At 71.8% G+C, this 26033-nt stretch carries 24 protein-coding genes, 1 tRNA gene and 1 riboswitch; of the genes, 8 read left to right on the top strand and 17 right to left on the bottom strand.

Translation table 11 applies throughout. The features are described from left to right. Positions 1-151: 151 nt before the first annotated feature. The 6 genes from BJ982_RS14685 to BJ982_RS14660 are packed head-to-tail and all read right to left on the bottom strand — an operon-like array spanning position 152 to position 9002. Entirely contained in the window at positions 152-1849 is a 1698-nt protein-coding gene (locus tag BJ982_RS14685; RefSeq protein ID WP_184880457.1) for a (2,3-dihydroxybenzoyl)adenylate synthase, read from the bottom strand. After that, complete coding sequence (locus BJ982_RS14680; RefSeq protein ID WP_184880456.1) at positions 1830-3932, bottom strand: acetate--CoA ligase family protein; 2103 nt, start codon at positions 3930-3932, stop codon at positions 1830-1832. Before BJ982_RS14680 ends, BJ982_RS14685 begins: the two co-directional genes overlap by 20 nt. After that, entirely contained in the window at positions 3929-5515 is a 1587-nt protein-coding gene (locus BJ982_RS14675) for an FAD-dependent monooxygenase (protein ID WP_184880455.1), read from the bottom strand. The genes BJ982_RS14680 and BJ982_RS14675 overlap by 4 nt, the downstream gene beginning before the upstream one ends. Before the next feature lie 10 nt (positions 5516-5525). After that, a complete protein-coding gene (locus BJ982_RS14670) occupies positions 5526-7262 on the bottom strand; it encodes an FAD-dependent oxidoreductase (protein WP_184880454.1) in 1737 nt (578 codons plus the stop codon). 18 nt (positions 7263-7280) lie between these two features. Beyond that, complete coding sequence (locus BJ982_RS14665; RefSeq protein ID WP_184880453.1) at positions 7281-8141, bottom strand: VOC family protein; 861 nt, start codon at positions 8139-8141, stop codon at positions 7281-7283. Positions 8142-8159: 18 nt separating this feature from the next. After that, entirely contained in the window at positions 8160-9002 is an 843-nt protein-coding gene (locus BJ982_RS14660) for an alpha/beta fold hydrolase (protein WP_203959132.1), read from the bottom strand. Positions 9003-9288: 286 nt separating this feature from the next. On the opposite strand from BJ982_RS14660, the gene BJ982_RS14655 reads away from it, so the two are divergent. After that, complete coding sequence (locus BJ982_RS14655) at positions 9289-10452, top strand: helix-turn-helix domain-containing protein (RefSeq protein ID WP_184880449.1); 1164 nt, start codon at positions 9289-9291, stop codon at positions 10450-10452. Between the two features lie 52 nt (positions 10453-10504). Here BJ982_RS14655 and BJ982_RS14650 read toward each other — a convergent pair. The 4 genes from BJ982_RS14650 to BJ982_RS14635 form a co-directional block, all read right to left on the bottom strand. Beyond that, positions 10505-10578: transfer RNA gene (locus BJ982_RS14650), tRNA-Lys, on the bottom strand. Between the two features lie 115 nt (positions 10579-10693). After that, on the bottom strand, positions 10694-11281 hold the full coding sequence (locus tag BJ982_RS40405; protein WP_307784638.1) for a hypothetical protein: 588 nt from the start codon (positions 11279-11281) through the stop codon (positions 10694-10696). A gap of 347 nt (positions 11282-11628) precedes the next feature. Then, a riboswitch (cyclic di-AMP (ydaO/yuaA leader) is annotated at positions 11629-11759 on the bottom strand. A 606-nt stretch (positions 11760-12365) separates the two neighbouring features. Beyond that, on the bottom strand, positions 12366-12764 hold the full coding sequence (locus tag BJ982_RS14640; protein WP_184880447.1) for an OsmC family protein: 399 nt from the start codon (positions 12762-12764) through the stop codon (positions 12366-12368). Between the two features lie 30 nt (positions 12765-12794). Next, entirely contained in the window at positions 12795-13070 is a 276-nt protein-coding gene (locus BJ982_RS14635; protein WP_184880445.1) for a hypothetical protein, read from the bottom strand. 160 nt (positions 13071-13230) lie between these two features. Between BJ982_RS14635 and BJ982_RS14630 the strand changes: the two genes are divergently transcribed. Next, positions 13231-13608 carry a phage holin family protein gene (locus BJ982_RS14630; RefSeq protein WP_184880443.1) on the top strand — a complete coding sequence of 126 codons (378 nt, stop codon included), beginning with the start codon at positions 13231-13233 and terminating at the stop codon, positions 13606-13608. Positions 13609-13644: 36 nt separating this feature from the next. On the opposite strand, the gene BJ982_RS14625 is transcribed toward BJ982_RS14630, so the two are convergent. Then, entirely contained in the window at positions 13645-14655 is a 1011-nt protein-coding gene (locus BJ982_RS14625) for a LacI family DNA-binding transcriptional regulator (RefSeq protein WP_184880441.1), read from the bottom strand. A 179-nt stretch (positions 14656-14834) separates the two neighbouring features. On the opposite strand from BJ982_RS14625, the gene BJ982_RS14620 reads away from it, so the two are divergent. Further along, a complete protein-coding gene (locus tag BJ982_RS14620; protein WP_184880439.1) occupies positions 14835-15734 on the top strand; it encodes an amidohydrolase family protein in 900 nt (299 codons plus the stop codon). Further along, positions 15731-16240 (top strand): cysteine dioxygenase, encoded by a 510-nt coding sequence (locus BJ982_RS14615; RefSeq protein WP_184880437.1) that lies wholly within the window; start codon positions 15731-15733, stop codon positions 16238-16240. Before BJ982_RS14620 ends, BJ982_RS14615 begins: the two co-directional genes overlap by 4 nt. On the opposite strand, the gene BJ982_RS14610 is transcribed toward BJ982_RS14615, so the two are convergent. The 6 genes from BJ982_RS14610 to BJ982_RS14585 all read right to left on the bottom strand — a co-directional run bounded on the left by BJ982_RS14610 (position 16237) and on the right by BJ982_RS14585 (position 22244). Beyond that, entirely contained in the window at positions 16237-17373 is a 1137-nt protein-coding gene (locus tag BJ982_RS14610) for a glycerophosphodiester phosphodiesterase (protein WP_184888845.1), read from the bottom strand. The two genes, BJ982_RS14615 and BJ982_RS14610, sit on opposite strands and share 4 nt — an antisense overlap. Positions 17374-17466: 93 nt before the next feature. Continuing rightward, entirely contained in the window at positions 17467-18927 is a 1461-nt protein-coding gene (locus BJ982_RS14605; RefSeq protein WP_373869648.1) for a benzaldehyde dehydrogenase, read from the bottom strand. Positions 18928-18969: 42 nt separating this feature from the next. Beyond that, positions 18970-19746 (bottom strand): ABC transporter ATP-binding protein, encoded by a 777-nt coding sequence (locus BJ982_RS14600; RefSeq protein WP_184880433.1) that lies wholly within the window; start codon positions 19744-19746, stop codon positions 18970-18972. After that, positions 19739-20500 (bottom strand): ABC transporter permease, encoded by a 762-nt coding sequence (locus BJ982_RS14595; RefSeq protein ID WP_184880431.1) that lies wholly within the window; start codon positions 20498-20500, stop codon positions 19739-19741. Before BJ982_RS14595 ends, BJ982_RS14600 begins: the two co-directional genes overlap by 8 nt. Next, positions 20497-21276 carry an ABC transporter permease gene (locus BJ982_RS39325; RefSeq protein ID WP_184880429.1) on the bottom strand — a complete coding sequence of 260 codons (780 nt, stop codon included), beginning with the start codon at positions 21274-21276 and terminating at the stop codon, positions 20497-20499. Before BJ982_RS39325 ends, BJ982_RS14595 begins: the two co-directional genes overlap by 4 nt. Continuing rightward, entirely contained in the window at positions 21273-22244 is a 972-nt protein-coding gene (locus BJ982_RS14585; protein ID WP_184880427.1) for an ABC transporter substrate-binding protein, read from the bottom strand. The genes BJ982_RS39325 and BJ982_RS14585 overlap by 4 nt, the downstream gene beginning before the upstream one ends. A gap of 217 nt (positions 22245-22461) precedes the next feature. On the opposite strand from BJ982_RS14585, the gene BJ982_RS14580 reads away from it, so the two are divergent. The 4 genes from BJ982_RS14580 to BJ982_RS14565 all read left to right on the top strand — a co-directional run bounded on the left by BJ982_RS14580 (position 22462) and on the right by BJ982_RS14565 (position 26010). After that, the gene (locus BJ982_RS14580; protein WP_184880425.1) at positions 22462-23265 is read left to right on the top strand and encodes a CoA transferase subunit A; all 804 of its coding nucleotides are present in this window, start codon (positions 22462-22464) and stop codon (positions 23263-23265) included. Continuing rightward, positions 23262-24041, top strand: a complete 780-nt coding sequence (locus BJ982_RS14575) for a CoA-transferase subunit beta (RefSeq protein WP_184880423.1) — start codon at positions 23262-23264, stop codon at positions 24039-24041. Before BJ982_RS14580 ends, BJ982_RS14575 begins: the two co-directional genes overlap by 4 nt. A 77-nt stretch (positions 24042-24118) precedes the next feature. Next, positions 24119-24910 (top strand): IclR family transcriptional regulator domain-containing protein, encoded by a 792-nt coding sequence (locus tag BJ982_RS14570; protein WP_184880421.1) that lies wholly within the window; start codon positions 24119-24121, stop codon positions 24908-24910. 62 nt (positions 24911-24972) lie between these two features. After that, the gene (locus tag BJ982_RS14565) at positions 24973-26010 is read left to right on the top strand and encodes a LacI family DNA-binding transcriptional regulator (protein ID WP_239123043.1); all 1038 of its coding nucleotides are present in this window, start codon (positions 24973-24975) and stop codon (positions 26008-26010) included. The last annotated feature ends 23 nt before the right edge of the window (positions 26011-26033 follow it).

Here is a 26033-nt window from a genome sequence, read left to right as displayed (position 1 = left end):
CCACGTAGGCCGGGCCCGAGCCGGCCGCGCTCCACCGCGACTACGAGGAGCAGCTCCTCGTAGTCGCGGTGGACCGATATCGGCGACCTGGTGCCCGCGAGCTCCCGCTCGCGGGCGGTGCCGCGACCCCGTGCCGGGCGAGCGGCCCGGGTCAGTGGGGGGCTGTGGCCAGGCGCGCCGCGATGTCGGCGCGGAGGGCCTTCTTGTCGATCTTGCCGACTTTCGTGGCGGGGAGTTCCGCGACGACCACCAGGTGTTCGGGAAGCTTGAAGCGGGCCACCCCGGCCGACTCCATCATGGTCCGGATCTCTTCCAGGGTGACCGTCGCGGCGGAGTGAGGGACCACGTAGAGGCAGACGCGTTCGCCGAGAACAGGGTCGGGCATGGCCACGGCCGCCACCTGCCGGACGGCGGCGGACTGGTAGGCGAGGTTCTCCACTTCTTCGGCGGAGATCTTCTCGCCGCCCCGGTTGATCATGTCCTTGTCGCGGCCCTCCACCACCAGGTTGCCCTCGGGGGTCCGGCGGCAGATGTCGCCCGAGCGGTACCAGCCGTCGAAGGTGAAGGCGCGGGTGTTCTGTTCGGCGGCCCGGTAATAGCCGCGGGGCGTGTAGGGGCCTCTCGTCAGGAGGCTTCCCTGCTCGCCTTCCGGTACGTCGTCGTCGTTCTCGTCGACGAGGCGCACCTCGTCGGCGGCGGACAGCGGGCGGCCCTGGGTGGTGCAGATGACGTCCTGGGGGTCGTCCAGCCGGGTGAAGTTCAACAGTCCCTCGGCCATGCCGAACACCTGTTGCAGCCGCGCCCCGAGGACGGGCTCCACGCGGTACGCCAACTCGTCGGCCAGCCGGGCGCCGCCCACCTGGATCACCCGGAGGCTGCGCAGCGCGTCCGCGCCGTGGTCGGTGGCATGGTGCAGCCAGCGGTTCGCCACGGCGGGGACCACCGCCGTGTGGGTGACGCCCTCGGCCGCGATCGTGGCGAACGCCCGTACGGGCTCCGGCGAGGGCAGCATGACGACCCGGGCGCCGGCGAGGAGCGCGCCCAGGATGCCGGGGCAGGCCAGGGGGAAGTTGTGCCCGGCCGGGAGGCTCACCAGGTAGACCGAGCCGGATGTCACCCCGGCGACCTCCGCGCTGGCGCGCGCGTTGTAGGCGTAGTCGTCGTGGGTGCGGGCGATCAGCTTGGGCAGGCCGGTGGTGCCGCCGGACAGGAGGAACACGGCCGTGTCCCGTGGCGAGGGGGCGATCGTGTCGAGGCGGGACCGGGCGGCCGCCGCGTCGCCGGACGGGGCGAACAGGGCACGCAGGTCGATGCCGCCGGGGGCGACGTGGTCCCCGGCCACCAGGACGTGCCACGCCGCACCGGTCGCGGCCCGCACGTCGGCGGCCAGGTCGTGGGCGAGGGTCTGGTGGTCGAAGTCCCCGATGCGGTCCGGTACGGCGATCGCCACCGCTTCGGCGTGCACGGCCAGGTAGGTGAGCTCGGCCCGGCGGTGCGCGGGCAGCGCCATCACCGGCACGATGCCCGCGCGCAGCAACGCCAGCGTGAGGAGCACGAACTCCCAGGAGTTGCCCAGTTGCACGACGATCCGGTCCCCGGGGGCGAACCCGAGGTCCAGCAGGCGCGCGGCGGCGACGTCGGCCCGGTCGGCGAGTTCGGCGTGAGTGAGTCGCAGGCCCGTCCCCTGACAGGCGAGCGGGTCGATCAGGGCCGGGGCGTGCGGGGCGCGGTCGGCGGCGGCGCGCAGCAGCGTGCCGAGCGGGATGCCCGCCCAATATCCCGCCGCGGCGAATCGTGCCACCTCCGCGTCGGGCCACGGGACGGTGTGCTCAGCGATCGGGGTGGGCATCGCCGGCCTTTCTCGTGAGGATGACGGCGTCGAGCGCGATCAGACCCGAGTGCGTCAGCCGCAAGGGGTTGATCTCGATCTCGTCGATGAGCGGGTTGGCGGCGAGCAGGCCGCCGAGGGAGGCCACGATCTCGCCGAGCGCGCGGGGCGCCAGGACCGGGCCGCCGCGCCATCCGGCGAGCAGGGCACGTCCGGAGAGCTCCGACGGCATGCCGCTCGCCTCGTCCACGGACAGCGGCGCCAGGCGGACCGCGACGTCGGCCAGCGCTTCCGCGACGGTGCCGCCGAGGCCGATAAGGACGACGGGGCCGAACACGGGGTCGCGGCGCGCGCCGACGATCAGGTCGATTCCGGGCGGCGCCATCGCCTCGATCAGGTAGCGGCGGGCGCCCGCCGCTTCGAGGCGGTCGAGTGCCGCGTCCAGGGCCTGGTGGCTGGTGATGCCGAGATGGACACCGCCGATCTCGGTCTTGTGCAGGACCGCGGCGTCGAGCAGTTTCGCCGCGACGGGGCGAACGCCGCGGTCGGCGCCGTCGCCGTCACCGCCGCCGAGCGCGTCGAACGCCTCGTGCGCGGCGGAACGGGTGGCGCAGCATCGACGGGGCATGGTCGCTATGCCCAGGTGGTCGAGGAGGTCCTTGGCCTGGCCCTCGTCGTAGGCGTCGGCCACCTCGACGGCCGTGCCAGGGGCCGCGGGCCCGTCGCCGCCGGTCGAGCGGGCGCGGGCGTCCGCGACGAGCGCGGCGGTCGCGGCGGCGACTCCGGCGGGGTCACCGGTGGCGGCGATTCCGGCGGCCCGGAGCGCGTCCCGGTCCCGGGTGACGGCGTCGCCTGTCCCGCCCAGGCCGAGGACCAGGGGGACGCCGTCGGTCCGGCCCGCTCGTGCGGCGGCGACCAGGTCGACCGCGCCCGGCTCGTGCAGGGCGTACGCGGCGATGACGTCCACACCGGGGTCGGCGCCGACGGCCCTGAGCACGCCGCCCATCGCCGGGCCCGGGCGACCGGTGTCCACCGGGTTGCGCTGGTAGGTCAGCGGCGGCAGCAGTGCCGCGAGTTCGTCCTGGGTGTGGCCGGTCAGTTCGGGGACGGCGATCGAGCGCCCCTGGAGGTTGTCGAGCAGGAGCAGCCCCGGACCCGCCTGGGCGGTGACGACGCCCACGCCCGGATCAGCGACCGCGCGGGCCCGGGTCACCGCGAGGGCTCCCACGGCGTCCACCAGTTCCCGTTCGTCCCCGACGAGGACGGCGCCCGCCTGGGCGAGCGCGGCGCGGGTGGTACGCCAGGACGTGGCGAGCGCGCCCGTGTGCGAGGCGGCGAAGGCGCCCACGTCGCTACGCCCGACCACCAGGGCCACCACGGGCCGCCGGGCGGTCAGGCGCCGCACGGCGGCGATCAGCCGTGGGCCGTCCGCCACCGTCTCGACGTGCAGGGCGACGGCCGTCGTGTCCGGATCGTCGGCGAGGTGGTCGAGGACGTCGGGTGCCGTCACGTCGGCCCCGTTGCCCAGGCCGACGGCCAGGCTGATGCCGTGCCCGGCTTCGGCGAGCGCGAACGCCAGCGCGTGGTTGACGCCGCCGCTCGCCGCGACGACCGCGATGCCGCCGGACGGCACGCGGGACGTTCCGGGGACGAAGCTCGCCGTCAGGTGCGCGCCGGGCACCAGGAATCCGCTGGTGTTCGGGCCGAGCACCCGGATGCCGGTGGCGCGGGCGATCTCGGTGAGGCGGCGCTGATGCTCGGCGCCCTGCCCGCCGGCGACCTCCGCGAAGCCTCCGCCGCAGACGAGCGCGGCCCGTACGCCCGCGTCGGCCGCTTCGGCGAGGATGGCGGCGCAGGCGGCGGCGGGGACGCAGAGTACCGCGAGGTCGACCGGGCCGTCGGCGGACGCGGCGCCGATCGACGGGTACATGGTGTCGTCGCGTCCGTTCACCAGGGCCAGGTGGCCGCCGACCGCGGTGAAGCCCCCCAGCGAACGGGCCATCGCGGCGCCGAGCTTCGCCGGATTCCGCGACGCCCCGACGATCGCGATGCCGCGTGGCGCGAACAGCGCGTCCAGTGGGCCGGGCGTCCTGATCTGCGTCATGCGGGCACTCCTACGAGGTCGGCGCGGCCGGAGAGGACGGTGGTGACGGCGCGGTCGGGGTCGGCGTCGGGTTCGATCGACAGGGCGGGCAGGCCGGCGCCCAGCCGTGCCCGCTCACAGAGGAGGGTGCGGGTCAGCCGGGTGCCGCCGTGGACGGCGACCAGCACGGGAGCGTCCGGCCCGGCCGGTTCTGTCGGCTCGGTGAGCTCGTCCAGCCGGGCGAAGAGCGGGGGCAGGTCCGCCTCGCTGTCCGGCGCGGTCAGCAGGGCGCCCCAGACGCCGGACACTGGATCCGCCGACAGCGGCAGACCGGGCGTGCCGTCGATCGCGGCCGGGCGGCCGTCGGCGCCGGACCGGATGCGGACCAGGCGGGCCGGGGCGGCCCACGCGGCGGTATGGAATGGAGTGTCCAGCGGGTCGGCGCCGTGCGCGGCGCGCCACGCCCGGTGGACCGAGTCCACGTACTCGGGGGCGCGGCGGGCCAGCCGCCCGTCCGAGATGCTCCGGGACAGGAAGTGGTACGCGAACTGCCACGGTTCGAAGGCGTCGTGGTAGATGCCGAAGTGCTCCCACCAGGAGAGGCTGGGGCGGGCCGAGTCCTGGATGCGACGGACCGAGGGCTGGGCCGCCTTCTCGTACGCGCTCAAGGCCTCCGCGAGATCGGTGTGCGTGGTCAACGCCCGGGCCAGCGCGATCGCGTCCTCCATGGCCATTTTCGTGCCGGAGCCCACGGAGAAGTGCGCGGTGTGGACGGCGTCCCCCAGGAAGACCACGGGACGCGGGGCCATGGTGTGCCACTGCCTCGTTCGCCGGGTCCGGAAGCCGGCCCACCGTGAGTTGTTGGTGAGGAGCCGCCCGCCCTCGATCTGGTCGGCGAACAGATTCTCCAGGTACTCCTTCGAGCGCAGGTCGCTCGGGCCCGGCGGCTGCGCGGTGTCGAACTCGTCCAGTCCGGCGCGCCGCCACGTCGCCTCGTCGGCTTCGACGATGAACGTCGACATGTCGCCTGAGATGGGATAGCCGTGGACCGCGAAGACGCCGTGCGGGCCGCGTTCGTGAATGAACGTCAGGCCGTCGAACAGGTGGTCCGTGCCGAACCAGATGAATTTGGCCGTGGCCGTCTCGACGTCCACGCCCAGGTCGGTCCCGATCTCCTCCCGGATCTTGGACGCGGCTCCGTCCGCCGCCACCACCAGGTCGTACTCCGCCAGGTCGGACAGCCGCACCTCGGTCGAGAAGCGCAGCGTCGCGCCCACCTCCCGGGCGCGCTCCGTGAGCAGCAGGAGCAGGGTGCGGCGGACCACGGCGGCCATGCCGTTCCCGCCGCACCGGACGCGTTCCCCCTTCAGCCGGACCTCGATCTCGTCCCAGTGCCGGCCGTGGCCGGTCAGGGCGCGGCGGAGGACGGGGTCGGCCTCATGGACGGCCTCCAGCGTGCGGTCGGAGAAGACCACCCCGAAGCCGAACGTGTCATCGGCGCGGTTGCGCTCGAAGACCGTCACCTCGGCGGCCGGGCTCGCCTGTTTCATGAGAGTGGCGAAGAACAGCCCGCCAGGGCCCCCGCCCACCACCGCGATTCGCATAAGGCTCCGCTCACCTGCCGAGAATCTTGGCCATGACCTCGGCCAGCGTCGCTTCGGGGTCCTCCGTCAGGGAGGCCGCCCGCCAGGCGACCATGTGGTCAGGACGGATCAGCAGGACGCCGTCCTCGCCGGTCTCGGACATCGTCTGGTAGTCGCCGTAGCTGTCCTCGTAGTCGCAGCCGCGGCCGATGGAGTGCACCCGCAGCGGGACGCCGAAGCGCTTGGAGACCAGCTCGGCCGCATCGCGCCAGGCCGCCCCGTTGATGCCGGTGAGCAGCGTGAACCGGCCGCGTCCGCACAGGTCGAACGTCGAGACCCGGTGCTGGTCGCGGGTCACCCAGACATGCGGCAGGTGGCGGCCGGGGCGGCTGGTCGCGAAGTGGTAGATCTCCTCGTCACGCGGCGCCACCTGGTCCGGCGTGCCGTCGGAGACGATCGCGCCGGACGTGTAGTGCTGGTTCGTCTCGACGCCGTGCGTGTTGAACCCCATGATCGTCGCGCGCAGCGCGGCGTCGAAGTCCCGGCGGCGCTCGGTGGCCTCGGGGGTGGGCGCGTCGAGCGCGTCGAGCGCGTCGCGCAGCGCCTGCGCGCCGGACGCGGGCGGCAGCCGGAGCGCCATGAACAGCGGCGGCATGAGCCCGTCGCTCTTCTTGGCCCGCTGCACGATCTGCTTGGCGACCGGCAGCCGCTCCTCGCGGTAGCTGTCGAGCAGCGAAGGCGCCGCCTGCCCGCGCAGCACCATCATGAGCTTCCAGCACAGGTTGTAGCTGTCCTGCATGGACGTGTTCGAGCCGAGGCCGTTCATCGGCGAATGCCGGTGGACCGCGTCGCCGACGCAGAAGACGCGGCCCTTCATGTTGTCGGTCGCGTACACGTCGTTGACGGCCCAGGTGGAGATCGACTCGACCTTCACGGGCACCGTGTCGTCGCCGATCAGCTGGTGGGCGATGCGGATGCCGTCCGCCTCGGTGAGCGAGGGCTCCCCGGCGGCGACGTCGTATCCCCAGACGCCGATCCAGCGCGTCCACGGGCGGACCATGCGGAGCACGCCGATGCCGTTGCCGTCGTGGCCGACGCCCGGCTGAATGAACCAGTACATGTCGCCCGGACGGTGCTCGGCGAAACGCGACAGGTCCGCCTCGAAGACGACGTTGATCGAGCCGCCGAGGCCCATCTTCCCGACCAGCGGCAGGCCCAGCTGCTCGACGACGGCCGAGTTGCCGCCGTCCGCGCCGATCAGGTACTTGGCGCGGATCTCGTACCGGCCATCGGTCAGCCGGTCCTTGACGGTGGCGGTCACGCCGTCGTCGTCCTGCGTGAACGTGAGCAGCTCGGTGTTGAAGCGCACGGACGAGCCGCGGGCGGCGGCCGCGTTGAGCAGGATCGGTTCGAGGATGTGCTGCGGCAGGTCGCAGACCGCGGACGGGCTGGCCAGGTCGTGCTCGGCCTTGAAGTGCGGGTGGGTGTACCAGGTACGCAGCCGGCCGAGCTCGCGTCCGGCGAGGCTGGTGGCGTACACGTGCTCGCCCATGAGGTGCTGCGGGGTGGCGTTCTTGATCACCTCACCCTCAAGGCCCAGGTCGCGGAACACCTCGACGCCCCGCTGGTTGGTGATGTGCGCGCGCGGCGTGTTCGACACGCCCGGGTATTTGTTGATCACCACGTTCGCGATGCCGTACGTCGACAGCAACGCGGACGCGGCGGCTCCGGCCGGACCGGCGCCGACGATCAGGACTTCGGTCTCCATGATCTACTCTCCGAAGAGCTAGTGACGGTGGCCCCAGAGGTCCGGGCCGGGGATTTCGGTGACCTGCCAGGTCGCGTCGTCGATGAGCACTCCGCCGCTGCCGAACTCCGTGTGCACGCCGACGGGAGACTCGGCGTAGAAGGAGAACATCTGGTCGTTGCTGTGCCGGCCGAGCGTCATCGTGACGGGGACCTCGCGGTCCAGGACCAGGTCGTAGGTGCGCCCGACCTCGTCCATGTCGGGGACCTCCAGCATGAAGTGGTGCAGGAACGGCTGGTCGATGCCGAAGAACGGGCCGTCCACGAACGCGATGCTGTGGTGCCGCGGGTTGGTGTGCAGGAACGTGGCCTGGAACGGCGTGCGCATGGTGTCGCTGATCTTGAAGCCGAGCACGTCCGTGTAGAACCGCTGCTGGGCGGACACGTCCGGGCTGGCGAGGACCACGTGGCCGAGGCCCAGCTCACCGGTGATGAAGCGCTCGACGTCGCGGGCCGAGGTGAACTCGCCCTCACCGCTCGTGGCGCCGTGGAAGAGCTCGACGCGGTTGCCTGCCGGGTCGAGGAAGTGGACCATTCCGGCGACGCGGCGGATCTCCAGCTCGCGCTGCGACGCCTGCCGGGCGATGACACCGTGGTCGCTGAGCTCGTCCATCGCGGCGCGGAGCGCGTCGGCGTCGGCGAGTTCCCAGCCGTAGTACGCGCCGCCGTCACGGTCGGACGCCTCGACGGTGATGCGGTGGTGGCGGTCGTCGATGCGGAAGTGGGTGGTGTCGTCCTCACCCGCGACCCGCTGCATGCCGAGGATGTCGGTGGCGTAGGTCGTGAACGCGTCCGGCTCGCGCGCGGACAGGCCGAGGTATCCGAGCTGCTTGATGTCCATCTGTCTGGCTCCTAACGGTCAGTTCGCTGCCTTGAGGAAGTTCCGGAGGAGGACCGCGTAGGCGCCGGCCCGCTCGATCTGCACCCAGTGGCCGCACTGCGGGAAGATGTGCAGTTCCGCGTTGGGCAGGTGCTGCTGGAGGTACACGCTGGAGTCGGGCGTCACGAACCGGTCCTCGCGGCCGTGCACGAGGAGGAACGGGTGCGCCATCCGGCGCAGCGCCGACGGCGGCACGGCGGCCTCGGCGGGGGAGGACGAGAAGAAACGCTCGTACGAGCGGCGGATCTCCGGCCGCATGATCTCCTTGTGGCGCTCCTCGGCGATGGCCGCGATCGACGCCCCGAGCCCGGTCTCGTCGTAGACGAACCACTTCGTCAGGTTCTCCAGGGCGCTGAGCGTGGGATCCTTGTAGAAGGAGACCATCCGCATGACCTCGGGCGTCGGCTGCGAGTGACCGCCCGCGCTGCCCATGAGAGAGACCTTGCGGACACGCTCCGGGGCCGCCATGACCATGTGCATCGCGAGGGCGCCGCCCATCGAGTTGCCGACCAGGTGGGCCTGCTCGATGCCGTGGGCGTCCATGAGGGCCAGCACCTGGTCCACGCGCATGCGCAGCCAGCCGATGAGGCTCCCGGGCATATCCTCGGGGTGGTCGGTACGGCCGTAGCCGACGAGGTCCGGGGCGAGGACCCGGTAATCGTCCGAGAGGGCCGGGATGAACCCGCGCCAGTTCGACGCGGCGTTGGCACCGGGGCCGCCACCGTGCAGCAATATCACGGCTTCCTTACCCTCGTCACCGGAGTCCAGAAAGAACGTGGAATAGCCGTTGGTGGTAACGGTCCGCTCAGTGGTTTCGGCCACGTGAATCAGTTTCCTTCCCAATCCTGCACGGAATTCGCTCAGCATGGGCCGAGTGTTTTCGCGCAGGCGTGATCAGCGGGTGTGAGTATTCGCCGTATCGCCCGGGCGGTGGCGGGGGTCGGCCGTGGCCGGGGGCGCGGCGACGGCGTCGCCGCCCTCACTCCACACCTTGCGTGGATGTGCTATATCGGTAACCGTAGACGGGCGGCACGCGGACGCGCTTCGGACGATCTGTCGCCGGTTCACCGGCGGGATCAGACCATGTGTCGGAGGGAGAGGACCGCCGATGAGCCTTGACGACAAGCTCCAGGATCTGGCTGACCGCCTGGGCGTCGCGCTGGTGGTGCTCGACCGCGACCTGAAGCTGGTGGCGTACAGCATCCATGACAACGCCACCCGCCGGGGGCGCCTCGCCAGGCTGCTGGCGGAGTCGGCCAGCCCCCTCACGGACGCCCTGGTGAAGGAGTACCAGCTGTGGGCCGCCACGCGTCCGGTGCGGTTGAAGGACGACGGGGAGAATGGGCCGCGCGTGGTTCTGCCGCTCCGGCATGAAAGGCAGTTGGTGGGTTATGTCTACCATGTCGAAGATCGGGAGCCGACGGCGGACGATCTTAGTCTGCTCGAATCCGCGGCCACCGAGATCGGAGTATTGATGGCCCTGCGGATCTCCGACCTCAGGCACCGTACGGAGCATTCCAAGCTGCTGCTTTCCGCGCTTCTCGGGGATTCGCCGGCGGGGCGGCGGCAGGCAGCGGAAACCCTGGTAAGGGAAGGGCTCATCGAGGACGTCGACCAATATTCCGTGCTCGTCTGCCAGGCCCCGGACACGCTTCCGAGATCGCTTGTCCGGCTGGCCGTGGAAGCGACTCTCGAATTCACCGCGCGGGCCACGACCGTGAAGATCGTCGGGGCCACGCTCGGGCTCGACGGGGTCGTTCTCTTTCCCCGTCCGGTCAATCGGGAAAGGCTCGACCGGGCGCTCTTCGGGCCTCGGCTGGAGGACATCGTCGCCGGGGTGGGGAGCGTGAAGCCCTCGCTGGCGGAGGCCGTCGACTCCTATCGGGAGGCGCGGCTCGCCTGCCGGGCCTCCCGGCTCGACCCGCAGCGGTACGGCAAACGGGTCTTCTGGGCGGATCTCGGGCTCGACCGGCTGCTGCTGCAGCTACCGCTGGAACGCCTGACCCCGGAGGACTTTCCGGTCGCGGTGCAGCGGCTCCTGGCATCGCCGCACGGGGTCGAGCTGGCGGGGACGCTGGAGGCGTATCTGGAGTGCGGCGGCGAGATCCAGGGCACGGCCCGCCGGCTGAGCGTCCACCGCAGCACGCTCTACTATCGGCTGGACCGCATCAGGGAGATCGTCGGCTACGACATCACCGACAGCGCGCTCCGCCTGGACCTGCACGCGGGCCTGCGGATCGCCCGCCTCGCGGGCCACTGGCCCAAGGGCTAGAGAAGACATGACAAACCCCAGCTCGAAGCACCCGAGCTGGGGTTTGTTCCTGTGCGCCGCCAGGGACTCGAACCCCGGACCCGCTGATTAAGAGTCAGCTGCTCTAACCAACTGAGCTAGCGGCGCATTCGGCTACGGCGACTTTAGCAGTCCCCGCGTGGCTCCGCACATCGGGCGGGCGGGCGTAGCCGTGCCTCACGGGGAGCCCCGCCGGCGTGGGGCTCCACGGTCTCGGGGGGCGTCAGTTGCCTTCGCCGGCGAGGGTGACGGGGGTGGGGGGCGGGGAGGCCGGCTTGGCGTCGCGGACGCCCCAGGCGCCGGTGGAGAACGGGACCGGGTAGTTCTTCTTGCCCACGCCGTCGCCCCACTTGGTGATCACGTACTCGACGTTGATGTGGCCGGCGTCGAAGCCCTTGACGGTGAGCGTGGTGTCGCTGAAGGCGCCGCCGGTCAGCTCCGCGAAGGTCTTGCCGTCGATGTCGAGCATCACGCCGTTGTTGGAGGGGATGCCCGGGCCGCGGTCGCCGATGAAGAAGGGGGCCTTCTTGCCCTTGTAGAACACGTATCCCTCGGTGCCGAGCGGCCAGCTCGGGCTGGCGAACAGGCCCTTCTGCATCGGCTTGCCGATGGCGGGGAGACCGGTGTCGCCCATGCGCCCGGAGGCGTCGTCCCAGAAGTAGGAGGCCTTGGTGGAGCCCTTGAGCAGGATGGGCTTGTCGACCTGGACGGTCGCGGCGGGCGTGGGGGTGGCGTCGTCGGCGTGGGCCGCGACGGTGGTGGCGCCGAAGGCGGTGGTGGCTGCGAGGCAGGCGCCGAGGATACAGGACATCGGTCGCCAGTTAGGGGGTACAGCGAAAGAAGTCATGGGGAGATCGGATCTTTCATCAGAAGACAAAGGCCGCACTCCGGGCCGCGCCGGGACGGGGGTGGAAAGCGCTGTCACTCAGGGGGCCGGCGGGGCAGTGCGCCCATCGCCGGGCCGGCGCGTTCCGTGTGGTGCAAGCAGGTGCAAGTAGGGCTGTGGCGTTCTCGCCACGACGTCACAGAGGGCGAGCGCGAAGGTGTCGCCCGGTGGACGGCTGCTACGAGCCGACTTGTCCGCCGCTTCTGACGGCGAAGATCCGGGGCTTATGGTAGCCCGGGGAATGGGCTCCGCGGAGTGGGGTGCTCCACTCGGTCTCCTCTCCAATCACGTCTACCGGGTTAGCTGACGGGTTCGGGCTTGGAGTAGCTCCCTACCGCTGGCGCGGATTCACCCCAAAGGACGTGGGTCCCCGGCTCCCCTCGGCCACGTACGGCCTTGGAGACTCGACGGCGGGCGGCGGCCTTCGGGCTGAAGACCAGGTCACCGCCCGTCTTGGGTTAAGACCTTACCCACTTAGTCAGGACAAAGCCAACGTTATCCCCCAAAAGTATTAGAAGATCTACCTCTTGACCACGAACTTCGCGTTTCGGGCATCCTCTGCCGGTAACCCGCACCGCCCCCGCGCCGCTCCAGGGGCGCGGGGGGTAAAGACGGTAAGTAAAGAGGAGGACGCCGTCACGTGCCCGGGATGCCGTCGCGCGAGAGGACGGCCACGTCGGGTCCACGGGGATCGGCGAGGGGGCACGGGGGCGAAAGGTGGGGACATGTGTCGGGGCCGGGCAGTCCCCCGCCTGCCCGGCCCCGATCTCAAACGGTCCGGCGCCGATGCCTTCCCCCAAACGCATCGGGCGGTCCCGCTGACGGACGCGGTCCCCCACCGCGTCCTTTCAGAAAAGATCTCGCAGGCCCCGCAGGATGCCGGTCGCATCCCTTGTGACCTGCCTTAACACTACATACCGGGGCCTGAGCTGCTCGTCATCGCAGGGTATAGATTCGGTCAGAGTCCCAGGGGTTGACCGGGTACGGATGGACCCGGAGGCGCAGGCGGCTATTCAGGCAGTTCGAGCGCGACCTCGACGCCCTCCTGGAGGGTGCGGCTCACGGTGCAGTACTTCTCGTGCACCCGCCGCGCCACCGCGCGGTACACCTCGTCGGCCTTGTCGTCGCCCTCGGGAAGCTCGACGTCGTAGGTGATGGTGATCGTGCCGAGCAGGTTGGACTCGGCCTTGTCGGCCTGGACGGTCATGGCCAGGCGCACGAGCCGATGGTCGCGCTGGGCGGTGAGGGGCTCCACCGTGACGATGTTGCAGCCGCCCACCGCGGCCAGCAGGAGCTCGACGGGGGTGAAGACCCCTTCGTCGTCGCCGCCGCCCATGGCGACCTCCGCGCCGCGGGCGTTGCGCGCCACGAAGCCGCCGTCTGTTCGCTCAACGTTCACCGATGCCATGGCAGGAGCCTAGAGCCGGCGGACGCCTGGTCAGGCGTCCGGATGCTTGGACAGGTACGCGACGTAGACGGGGCGGAGCGCCTCGCCGAGATCGCCTTCGCCGGAGGCGACCGCGTCGCTGAGCAGCGCGGACACCCGGCTGAGGTCGCTGGCGGCCTCGTCGGCGTGGCCGCTCGCCGCCTCGGCGGCGGGGATGGCCTTCAGCAGGTCCCACAGGAAGCCGAAGTCGCCGTGCGAGACCGCGTAGTGCACCGCCCTGTCGTGCAGCTCCCTGGGCGACAGCGACTCCAATTCATCCTGATCCATTGAGTATCACCCCTTTCCACCCCTTTCCCCACGATCAGCCGGATATGCAGATCGCGACCGAAAGACGATCACCGCCGTCCGCACGAAATCGACGCCGACCTGGGGCGCCGGGCCCCCCGGCCCTATCGCGGCACGGGCGACCCATGGGACCATCGCCTATGTGAAGATCATCCTCAAGATCCTTGTGGTCGCGGGCGCCCTCTGGGCCGCCACGCAGCTGATCGACGGGATCACGGTGAAGGACACCACCGCCGCGCGGACGGTGGGCACCCTCGTCGCCGTCGCGCTCATATTCGGCCTCGTCAACGCCGTGCTCAAGCCGATCATCAAGACGATCGGCTGCGCCTTCTACGTGCTCACGCTGGGACTGTTCGCGCTGGTCGTGAACGCCTGCCTCCTGCTGCTGACGAGCTGGATCGCCACCCAGCTCAACCTGCCCTTCCACGTCGAGGGGTTCTGGGCCGCGTTGCTCGGAGCGGTCCTCGTGGGCGTCATCAGCTGGTTGCTGGACATGCTGCTCGGCCTCAACGAGGACTGAGGAAGACAAGAGAAGGAGTGGCCCCCGGACGCGCGGTCAGCCGCGGCTCAGCACCGAGCCGCGCTCGTGGAGCTCGGGGGCCTGCATGACCCGGCGCCTGCGCGGCTGCCCGTCCGCCGCCGCGGCCACCAGCCGGACGGCGGCCCGCACGATGCCGTCGATGTCCCAGTTGACGCTGGTCAGGCCGGGGCTGAGCAGGCCGGACATCGGGTGGTCGTCGTAGCCCATGACCGAGATGTCCTGCGGCACGCGCAGGCCCGTCTCCGCCGCCGCCGCGTACACCCCGTAGGCGATGAAGTCGGAGAAGCAGAACGCCGCCGTGGGCCGGGAGTCCGCGGCGAGGAGCGCCCGGGCGGTGTCGGTGATCGCGGGCAGGCCGTGCGGCGCGTTGACGACCGTGATGTCGAGGCCCAGACGGTCGGCCTCGGCGATGACGTGGAGGTCGGCGGGACGGTCGGGCGTGCTCGGCCGGGTCGGGGTGAGCACGGCGACGCGGCGGTGGCCGCGGGCGCGCAGGTATTCGAGGGCCAGCGTGACGCCGGTGCGGTTGTCGAAGACGACCTCGCCGGCGGTCCTGGCGCCGGCGAGGGAGTCGCCGATGGCGACGACCGGCACGGTCTCGGCGAGCTGGGCCCACATGGGCGCCGCGGGGTCGACGGGCTGGACGATCATGCCGTCCACACGCTGGTCGCGTAGCTGACCGGCCAGGACGCGCTCGCGGGCCGGGTCTCCCGCGGCGTCCAGGATCAGTGCGTAGCGGTCCTTGTCGCGCAGGGCCCTGCCGATGCCGATCGCCAGGGACTGCTGCCACAGATCCTCCAGCGAGCCGCACAGCAGGCCGATCATGCCGGTGCGCCCGCTGGCGAGGGCGCGGGCGATCGGGTCGGCCTCGTACCCCAGCTCGGCGGCGGCCTGGCGGACCCGCTCGATGGTCTCCTCCGAGACCTGCATGCCGCGCAGCGCGTACGACACCGCGGCGGGTGACAGGCCGGTCGCCTGGGCCACCTCACGGATCGTCGCGCGCTTGCGGGGCTGGGATCGCGACATCACTTCAGCTTATGCGCAAACGCCGCTCTGCGAGGGGATACGCGCGTGGCGGACTGTTGACGAAGCGCTTCTGAAGCGGTTCACTGAAACGAATCAGTGAACCGGTTCACAGACCCCTCCTGAGCAATGCCGACAATCTCGATAGGGATTGTCGGATATAGTGACCTATGGGAGGTGACATGGGCATCGACGTGCATCAGCACATCTGGACACCGGGCTTCGCCGACGCGCTGCGCCGACGCACGCGTCCGCCGTACCTCGACGGCTGGACGCTGCGCCTCGACGGCGAGCCGCCGTACGAGGTGGATCCGCGCGGCCACGACCCCGGCCGGCGGCTGGAGTTCAACCGCGCGCACGGCATCGACCTCGCGCTCGTGTCCCTGTCCAGCCCGCTCGGCGTCGAGCACCTGCCTCCCGAGGAGGCCTGGCCGCTGATCGACGCCTACCACGAGGGCGCGCTGGAGCTGCCCGCGTCACTGCGCGCGTGGGCCGCCACCTGCGTCACCGAGCCCGACCCCGTCCTGACGGCCAAGGCCCTGGACGGCGGGTTCGCGGGCCTGCAACTCCCCGCGACGGCCCTCCTGGACGCCGCCGGATACGCCCGCGCCGCCGCCCTCCTGGACCTGCTGGAGGAGCGGGACCTGCCCCTGTTCATCCACCCCGGCCCCGCCGCGACCTCCGAGAGCCCCTCCTGGTGGCCCGCGGTCGTCCCCTACGTCCAGCAGATGCACGCCGCCTGGTACGCCTTCCGCGCCTTCGGACGAGCCCGCCACCCCCGGCTGCGTGTCTGCTTCGCCCTGCTCGCCGGGCTCGCTCCCCTGCACGTCGAGCGGTACATGGCCAGGGGCGGGGCGTCCCGGGGCGCCGTGGACCCGGACGCCTTCCTGGAGACGTCCTCCTACGGCCACCAGGCGATCGACGCGATCACCCGCGTGGTCGGCGTCGAGGTCGTCGTGCTCGGCTCGGACGCGCCGTACGCGTCCCCACCGCGAACCCTGCTCGGCGAGGCGGCCGAGCACACGATCGCGGTCACCAACCCTTCCCGCCTGCTCGACACGAAAGGAGCCGTGCCCCGATGAGCTGGGAATCCCTGCCGGAGCGATTCCTCGACAAGCGTGAACTGCGCGACCTCGTCGAAGATCTCGCCGCCCGGCCGGACCTGTGGTCGCACCACGTGGCGTTCGGCGACACCGGAGAGGCCCGCCATTACGCCTCCCTCCACCGCGATTCGTTCGTGGACGTCTGGCTCATCTGTTGGCGCCCGGAGGACGACACCGGCTGGCACGACCACGACGTGTCCTCGGGCGCGGTCCGCGTGGTCGCGGGCACCCTGCAGGAGTCAAACCCGCGCATCGGCGGCGCGCACGTCGAGACGCTGGTGTCGGAGGGCGAGTCCCTGTCGTTCGGCCCCGAGCACATCCACCGCATCAACGGACACTCAGCACACAGCGTGTCGATCCACGCCTACTCTCCCCCGCTGTGGCGCCTCGGCCAGTACTCGATCAGCGACGACGGCGTCATGCGCCGCGTCTCCGTCAGCTACGCCGACGAACTACGCCAACTCGACGCGGAGGCACTGGTCTAGCGGACCGGAGCCTGAAGGCTCCAGGGCCAGAGGACCGGAACGGGCCGTGCGAGCGCGTCCCGCGTCCGCACGGCCAGCGCCTCGCGCGTACGCACGGCCGCGCCGGGGTCGTCGGCGAACACGCCGTCGACCCCCAGGCCGTACAGCCGCGCGAGCCACCCGGCCACGTCGCCGTGCGCGGCGGCGTACCCCCGGGCCGCGGAGTCGCCCTTCCTGAACGGCGCGGGCAGGTAGGCGTTCTCCGGCCGGACCGTCCACACGTGCACGTCCAGGCCCGCCCGGTGCGCGTCGGCGACGAGCGTCGTCGGCGCCCCGAGCGCGCCCCGCGCGTCCACGGGCGCGACCAGGTTCGTGTGCACGCCGATGCCGTCGGCGTAGGACGCGATCTGCCGCAGCCCCTCGGGAGTGGCCAGGTCCCGGTAGGTGCGCCGGTCCCCCGCGACGACCAGATCGCGCGGCGCGCCGGTCGCCTCCAGCAGCTGGATCAGCCGCAGGCGCGTCCTCCCGCGCAACGCCCGCAGGTTCGCGGTCTCGAACGACTGGACGAACACGGGATCGGTCCGCTCGGTCCACCCGTACCGCGCGAGCGTGGCCAGCATGACCCCCTCCAGGGGAAGCCCGATGGAGGCGAAATACCCCGGATGCTTGGTCTCGGGATACACACCGACCCCTGCCCGCCGCGCCAGCGCCACGACCTCGTCGAACGTCATGATCGTGGCCGTGCCGCCGAACGCGGCGCTCTGCGGGCGTAGAGCAGGCAGTCGCTCGACCGCCCGCAGCGTACGCAGCTCGGCCAACGTGAAGTCCTCGGTGAACCACCCGGTGAGCCGCCGGCCGTCCACACTCTTGGTGGTCCTGCGCGCCGCGAACTCCGGGTGCACGGCGACGTCAGTGGTCTGCGAGATCTCGTTCTCGTGCCGGACGACCAGCACATGATCCTTGGTGGAGACCAGATCGGGCTCGATGTAGTCGGCCCCCGCCTCGACCGCGGCCTCGTAGGAGGCCGCGGTGTGCTCGGGCCGGTAGGCGCACGCGCCCCGATGCCCGATGACGAGGGGATGCGGCGGCGCGTCGAGCACCGGAGCGCCGGGCGCCAACAGGACGACCCCGGCCATGAACCACTGAAGAGCCATCACAAGGCGATGTTACGCTCAGCGACGCGCCGATCACCGTCAATGACCGAAGTCGTGCGATCATGGCCTTCGCTCACGGCCGGGGCGAGGTTCTCAGAAGGGGTACCTGGCGATGTCGCCCTGCATCGTGACCCAGCGGGTCTCGGTGAAGGCCTCGACGTTCGCCCGGGTGCCGCCGAAGCGGGAGCCGGTGCCTGAGGCGGCGACGCCGCCGAAGGGGGCGACGGCCTCGTCGTCCACGGTCTGGTCGTTGATGTGGACGATGCCGGTCGGGATGAGGTCGGACAGCGCCAGGCCTTTCATGGGGTCGCGGGTGAGGATGCCGAGCGACAGGCCGTACTCGCCGTCCGAGGCCAGCGCCGCGGCCTCCTCCAGGGACGAGAACGGCATGACGGGCGCGACCGGGCCGAAGACCTCCTGCGCGTAGGCGGGGGCGGCCGTGGTGAGGCCGTCCAGCACGGTCGGCCGGTAGAACAGCCCTTGGTAGGTGCCGCCCGAGGCCAGCCGCGCGCCGCCCTCGACGCTGCCGGTGACCAGCGCGTGCACCTTGTCGCGCTGGCGTTCGTCGATGAGCGGGCCGAGGGCGACCTCGGCGGTGGCGGGGTCGCCGACCGGCATGCCGTCGGCCTTGGCGGCGAGCCGCTCGACGTAGGCGTCCTTGATCGAGGAGTGGACGAGGTGGCGGCCGGAGGTCATGCAGATCTGGCCCTGGTGGAAGAACGAGCCCCAGGCTCCGGCGGAGACGGCGAGGTCGAGGTCGGCGTCGTCGAGGACGATCAGCGCGGAGTTGCCGCCGAGCTCCAGGTGCACGCGCTTGAGGTGCCGCGCGCCGAGCTCTCCGACCTTCCTGCCCGCGGCGGTGGAGCCGGTGAACGAGATCACCCGGACGTTGGGGTCGGCGACGAGCGCCTCGCCGGCCTCGGGGCCGCCGGGCAGCATGTGCAGGACGCCCGGGGGCAGGCCCGCCTCTTCCATGACGCGGGCGATGACGACGCCGCCGCACACCGCGGTGCGCGGGTCGGGCTTGAACACGACGGCGTTGCCGAGGGCCAGCGCGGGGGCGACCGAGCGGATGCCGAGGATCAGCGGCGCGTTGAACGGCGCGATCACGCCGACGACCCCGGCGGGGACGCGGCGGGCCAGGCTGAGCCGCTTCTTGGCCGTCGGGAGGATCTCGCCCATGGGCTGGGAGGCCGTCGCGGCGGCCTCGTAGCATTCCTGGGCGGCGACGTGGGTCTCGAAGCCCGCCTTGCCGGCCACCGCGCCCGACTCGCGGACGAGCCACCAGTGGATCTCTTCGGCGTGCTCCTCGAACAGGCGGCCGGCGCGGCGGAGCACGGCCGCCCGGTCCTCGAACGACGCGGCGGCCCAGTCGCGCTGGGCGGTGGCGGCGCGGGCGGCCGCCTCGGCGATGTCGGCGGGCCCGGCGACGCCCGCCCGGCCGATCTCGGTGCCCGTCGCCGGCGCGACGACCGGGGCGTCCCCGGCGCGCGAGGCGGTCCAGGCGCCGCCGAAGACCGACCCCGACCAGACCTTAGGGTCGAGAAGTTCCACGATGAATCCCCTTTCCATGGTGCATCACCGGTGGCCGGGGGCTCACCGGGCGTCCTCGGGGCCGTTCTTGGCCCGCTGGATCCGCGCGTACACGTGGCCGCGCAGCTCGGCGAAGCGCGGCAGGGCGCGCGTGGCGAGCTGGTCGCGGCCGGACGGCAGATCGATCTTGACGTCGTCCAGGACGACGGTCGGCGAGGCCGACAGGACGATCACGCGGTCGCCGAGGTAGATGGCCTCGTCGATGTCGTGCGTGATGAAAAGCGTGGTGGTGCCGAGGCCCGGCAGCACGCGCAGGATGAGGTCCTCCAGCTCGGCGCGGGTCTGGGCGTCGACGGCGGCGAACGGCTCGTCCATGAGCAGCACGGCGGGCTCGTAGGCCATGGCGCGGGCGATGGCCACCCGCTGCTGCATGCCGCCGGAGAGCTGCCAGGGGTAGGAGCCCGCCGCGTCGGCCAGGCCGACGGCGCCGAGGGCGGTGGACACCAGCGAATCGCGCCGTGCCCGGGGGACGCCCTTCTCCTTGAGCGGCAGCTCGACGTTCCGCCGGACGCTCATCCAGGGGAACAGGCTGCGGCCGTACTCCTGGAAGACCACGGCCATGTCGTCCGGCGGTCCTGTGACGGGCGTGCCGGCGACGCGGACCGTGCCGGCCGTGGGGGCGAGCAGGCCGGCGACGCACCGCAGCAGCGTGGTCTTGCCGCACCCGGAGGGGCCGACCACGCAGACGAACTCGCCGGCGTCGAGCCGGAAGCTCAGGTCGCCGACCGCTTCCTCGCCGGTGCTCTCGTAGACCTTCTTCAGGCCGGCGACCTCAAGCACGGTGGCTCCAATGCCAGAAGAGGACGCGGCGCTCCACCCACCGCAGCAGCACGGACAGCCCGAGGCCGAGCAGGCCGAGGAGCAGGATGCCGCTCCACATCTCGGGGATGGCGAAGCCGCGCTGGAACAGCACGATGGTGTAGCCGAGGCCGCTGCTGCTGGCGAACATCTCGCTGATCACCATGAGGATGATGCCGACCGACAGGGCCTGCCGCAGCCCGGCCATGATCTGCGGGGAGGCGCCGCGCAGCACCAGGTGGCGCAGGCGCGAGGCGGGCCGCACGCCGTAGATGCGGCAGGTGTCGGAGAGCACCTCGTCCAGCGCCCGCACCCCCTCGACCGTGTTCAGCAGGACCGGCCACACGCACCCCGAGACTATGACGAGCACCTTCATGGTGTCGTCGATGCCCGCGAGCAGCATGATCAGGGGGACGAGCACGGGCGGCGGCACGGCGCGGAAGAACTCCAGCACCGGTTCGGCCGTCGCGCGCAGCCGCGGGAACAGGCCGATCGGCACGCCGAGCCCCACGCCGAGGACGGCCGCGAGCGCGTACCCGGCGAGCAGGCGGGCCACGCTGGGGAGCGCGTCGTCCACCAGGCGCTCGGAGAGCCAGGTGTCGGCGAAGGCCCGCGCGACCTGCGGCGGGGCGGGGACGTAGAAGCTCTGCGACACCGAGCTGTAGGCCCACCAGGCGAGCACCAGCAGCGCGGGCAGGCCGAGCACGCGCGCCGCCCACCGCGCGACCGCGCTCACGGGGCCGCCTCGCCGCGCACGGACGGGTGCCAGGCCAGCACCCGGCGCTCCAGCACGCGCACGCCCAGGTTGACGGCGATGCCGACGAGCCCGGCCAGCACCACCAGCGCGTACATCGTGGCCACCGCGCCGCTGGACTGCGCGATCTGGATGCGCAGGCCGAGCCCCGGGCTGCCGATGACCAGCTCGGCGGTGACGGCGAGGATGAACGCCACGGCGGCGGCCAGGCGCAGGCCGGTCATGACGTACGGCAGCGCGGTCGGCCAGACGACGTGGCGGACGCGTGACCATCGCGACAGCCCGTAGGAGCGGGCGGTGTCGTCGGCCACGGTGTCCACGTCGGCCACGCCGTACAGCACCTGGATCAGCACCTGCCAGAACGAGGCGTACACGACCAGCAGCAGCGTGGACCCGAGGGAGGCGCCGAACAGCAGCGTGGCCAGCGGGATCAGCGCCACCGAGGGGATCGGGCGCAGGAACTCGATCGTGGAGTGGGACGCGGCGCGCAGGCCGGGCACGGCGTCGATCACCACCCCGGCGAGCACGGCCGCGCAGAAGGCGATGGCGAGCCCGAGCGCCCACCCGCGCAGCGTCTCGGCGAGCGCGGCCCACAGGTCGGCGGTGCGCAGCTCGTCCGCCAGCGCGGCGAGGATCCGCGAGGCGGGCGGCAGGAAGCGCTCGTCCACCAGGCCGAGCCGGGGTGCCGCCTCCATGACGAGGAGGAGGCAGGCGAACCCGCCCAGGCCGTACGCGGCACGCGCCGCCGTCGTGGTCATGACGCGGGCAGCAGCGCGCCGACGTTGGGTTCGCGCTTCAGGATGCCGTCGCCGAGCGCGGCCTTGGCGATGGCCTCGACGGACGCGCGGTTGATCTGCGTGGGCCATCTGGGGAGGTTCATCTTCGCCAGCACACCGGGGTCGATCTTGGTGTAGGTCTTGAGGATGTCGCGGACCTCGCCGGGGTGGGTGTCGGCGTACCGCAGCGACTCGTCCATCGCCGCCCTGAACCGCGTGACCAGGCCGGGGTCGGTCCTGGTGGTGGTGAAGTACATGGCCACGGTCAGGTTCGGGGTGGCGTCGGCGAAGTTCCACGCGACCGGGCGCGCCCCCTGCGCGACGGCCTGGCTGAGGAACGGCTCCACGACCCAGATCGCGTCCACGCGACCGGCTTGCAGCGCCGCCGGGGCGTCGGGGAAGGGCAGTTCGACGAACTCGACCTTGGAGGGGTCGCCGCCGGCCTTGCGCACCGAGGCGCGGATCGTGGTGTCGCCGATGTTCTGCTGCTGGTTGACCGACACGCGTCTGCCCGCCAGATCCTTGGCGCTCCTGATCGGGCTGCCGGCCTTGACCAGCACGGCGCTGAAGTCCTTGCCCTGCTCGCCGGTGGAGGAGACGCCGTTGCCGACCACCTTGAGGGGCAGGCCGCGTTCGGCGGCGGTCAGCAGCGAGGTGACGTTGCCGAACGCGAACTGGAACTGGCCGCCGACCGCGCCGGAGACGCTGGCCGCGCCTCCCTGCACGGGCGTGATCGTCAGGTCGATGTTCTGCTTGTCGAAGAAGCCTTTGGCCTTGCCAAGGTGGATCGGCGCGGTGTCCACGATGGCGATCACGCCGGCGGTCACCTTGTCCTTTCCCGCGGCCTTCCCGGCGCCCCCGCCGGACGCCGGGCCGCCGCCGGAGGAACCACAGGCGGCGGCCGATATCAGGAGGACGGCCGCGAGACAGATACGAGCGGAGCGACGCATGAGCGACTCCAAGGGGGGTTGTCCGGGCGACAGATGTTCGTCCAACGAACCGACGTTCTCCACAAGAACGTTTTAGTGCAAGCTACGCCTTTGGATCACTTGCCGTCAACGTTCCCTGTCATAGCACTGCGGACTTGAGTTGACCCGACCCCCATCGGGTAAGTAGCGTCCACTATGAGGACGTTTGTTCGTTTCACGAACACGCAAGGAGGTAGGCGTGGCCGAGGTCGTACCGCTCTCGGACGCGATCGAACGGCTGGTGCACGACGGGGACTGCGTGGCGCTTGAAGGCTTCACCCACCTCATCCCCTTCGCCGCCGCCCACGAGATCATCCGCCAGGGACGCACCGGACTGACCCTCGTCCGCATGACGCCGGACCTGATCTACGACCAGCTGATCGGCATGGGCTGTGCCGCCAAGCTCGTCTTCTCCTGGGGAGGCAACCCGGGCGTGGGCTCGCTGCACCGCTTCCGCGACGCCGTCCGCGAGGGCACGCTGCACCTGGAGGAGCACAGCCACGCGGGCATGGCCAACGCCTACGTCGCGGGCGCGTCCGGGCTGCCGTTCGCGGTCCTGCGCGGGTACCGCGGCACCGACCTGCCCACGGTCACCGACACGATCAAGCCGATCACCTGCCCCTTCACCGGCGAGGAGCTGACGGCCGTCCCGGCGATCAATCCCGACACGGGCATCGTGCACGCCCAGCGGGCCGACCGCGCCGGCAACGTGCAGCTCTGGGGCATCACCGGCGTCCAGAAGGAGGTCGTGCTCGCCTCCCGCCGCTCGCTGGTCACCGTCGAGGAGGTCGTCGACACGCTCGACCCGGTGCCCGGCGCCGTCGTCATCCCCTCGTGGGTGGTGGACTACGTCGCCGTCGCCCCCGGCGGGTCGCACCCGTCGTACACGCAGGGGTACTCGGTCCGCGACAACGCCTTCTACTCGGCCTGGGACGCCATCAGCCGCGACCGCGAGAAGTTCCTGGCCTGGATGAGCGAGAACGTGCTGGAGGGATCCCGATGAGCCCGACGTCCGGCGAGTGGACGGCCGACGAGATGATGACGATCGCGGCGGCGCGGCGGCTGACCGACGGCACGGCGTGCTTCGTGGGCATCGGCCTGCCGAGCACGGCCGCCAACCTCGCCCGCAGGACGCACGCCCCCGGGCTCACGCTGATCTACGAGTCCGGCACGATCGGCGCCAAGCCCGGCCGTCTTCCGCTGTCCATCGGCGACGGCATCCTCGCCGAGACGGCCGACACCGTCGTCTCCGTCCCGGAGATCTTCAACTACTGGCTCCAGCCGGGCCGCATCGGCGTCGGCTTCCTCGGCGCCGCGCAGATCGACCGGTACGGCAACATCAACACCACCGTGATCGGCGACTACGCCGACCCCAAGGTGCGCCTGCCGGGCGCCGGCGGCGCGCCGGAGATCGCGGCCTCCTGCGGCGAGGTCATCGTGATCGTCCGGCAGAGCAGGCGGGCCTTCGTGGACCGCGTCGACTTCGTCACCTCCGTCGGGTTCGGCGCGGGCTCGGGCGACCGCGAGCGGCTCGGCCTGCGCGGACGCGGGCCCCGGACGGTCATCACCGACCTCGGCGTCCTCGCCCCGGACCCGGACACCGCCGAGCTGCGCGTGACGCACCTGCATCCCGGCGTCACCCTGGAGGCGGCGCGTGAGGCGACCGGCTGGCCGCTGGCCGCCGCCCCCGGCCTGGAGACCACCCCGGCTCCCACGGAGGCGGAACTGCGGGAGCTCCGCGCGCTCGTGGCGGCCACCCCCGGCCGGGAGGGGTCCTGACAGAACCCGGGACGATCCGGGAAGATCAGGATCGGGCCGCGGCACTGGTATAACGGTCACCGCGAAAGGGGGCCACCATGGCGGAGGAGTACGTCCAGTCGCTGGCCCGGGGGCTCGCGGTCATCCGGGCGTTCGACGTCTCGAACCCCGAGCTCACGCTGAGCGAGGTGGCCCGCGCGACCGGGCTCACGCGCGCCGCCGCCCGCCGGTTCCTGCTCACGCTGGTCTCGCTGGGGTACGTCCGCACCGACGGCCGCCTGTTCGCGCTGTCCCCGCGCGTCCTGGAGCTCGGCTACGCCTACCTGTCCAGCCTGTCCCTGCCCGAGGTCGCGCACCCGCACCTGGAGCGGCTGGTCGCCGAGGTGCACGAGTCGGCCTCGGTGTCGGTGCTGGACGTGCCGGACATCGTGTACGTGGCCCGGGTGCCGACCACCCGCATCATGCGGGTGACGATCAGCATCGGCACCCGCTTCCCCGCGCACTGCACCTCGATGGGGCGCGTGCTGCTGGCCTGGCTGCCGCCCCCCGAGCTGGAGGCGTACTTCGCCAAGGCCCCGCTGGAACGGCGCACCGGGCGCACGCTCACCACGCGCGAGTCCCTCACCGCCGAGCTGGACCGGGTGCGTGCGCAGGGGTGGGCCATGGTGGACCAGGAGCTGGAGGAGGGGCTGCGCTCGATCGCCGCGCCGATCCGCGACCGGAGCGGGCAGGTCGTCGCCGCCGTCAACGTCTCCTCCCACGCCAGCAGGACCACCGTGCAGTCGGCCCGCAGAGACCTGCTGCCGCCCCTGCTCGCCACCGCCGCGCGCGTGGAGGCCGACCTCCAGGCGACCTCCGGCACCCACCGCACCGCCTTGCAGGCCACCTGAGCCACCGCGTCGCGAGGCGGCTCGGGTGACAACGTTGTCAGTGCCGGCCGGGATGCGGAATGATGCTCCCCGTGGCAGACAGCAGGCGTCCGACCATGAACGACGTCGCCGCGACGGCGGGGGTGGCCCTGAAGACGGTGTCACGCGTGGTCAACGACGAGCCGGGCGTGAACGCGGCCACGGCGGACCGCGTGCGGCAGGCCATCGCGCTGCTCGGGTACCGCCGCAACGAGGGCGCCCGCGACCTGCGCAGGGGCCGCACGGCCAGCATCGGCCTGGTCATCGAGGACGTCGCCGACCCCTTCTACTCCGGGCTCAGCCGGGCCGTCGAGGACGTCGCGCTCGGCAACGGCTCGCTGGTCTTCACCGGCTCCTCCGGCGAGGATCCCGGCCGCGAGCGCGAGCTGGTGCTGGCCTTCTGCGCCCGCCGCGTGGACGGGCTGATCATCGTGCCCGCCGGGGCCGACCACGGATACCTGGTCCCCGAGCTGACCGCGGGCATCCGCGTCGTGTTCGCCGACCGGCCCGCGGGCCCCGGCCTGGACGTCGACACCGTGCTGTGCGACAACGCGGGCGGCGCGGGCGCGGGGACCGCCCACCTGATCGCGCACGGCCACCGGCGGGTCGCCTTCCTCGGCGACAACCCGGCGATCTTCACCGCCGGGGAGCGGCTGCGCGGCTACCGCGAGGCGCTCGCCGGGGCGGGCCTGCCGTACGACCCGGCCCTGGTCGCCATGGGCACCACCGAGCAGGCCCGCGTCCACGCCGACCTGGCCCGCCTGCTCGCCCTGCCCGACCCGCCGACGGCCGTGTTCACCGGCAACGGCCGCGTCACCGTCACCGCGCTGCGCGCCCTCGAATCACTCGGCCCCCGCCCGTCCGCGACCGGCGGCCTCGCGATCGTCGGCTTCGACGACTTCGAACTCGCCGACCTGCTCACCCCCGCCGTCACCGTCGTCGCCCAGGACCCGGCCGGCCTGGGCCGCACCGCCGCCGACCTGCTCTTCCGGCGCCTGGCCGGGGACGCCGCACCCCCCGAGCGCCTCCGGCTCCCCACCCGCCTGATCCCCCGCGGGTCGGGCGAGCTCCGGCCCGTCTGAGCGCGGGGCTTGACCTCAACATT

The organism is Sphaerisporangium siamense (genome assembly GCF_014205275.1).
GTDB classification, from domain to species: Bacteria; Actinomycetota; Actinomycetes; order Streptosporangiales; family Streptosporangiaceae; genus Sphaerisporangium; species Sphaerisporangium siamense.
Note: the sequence above shows the minus strand (reverse complement) of the source record. Positions and strands in the feature narration are given on the sequence as shown.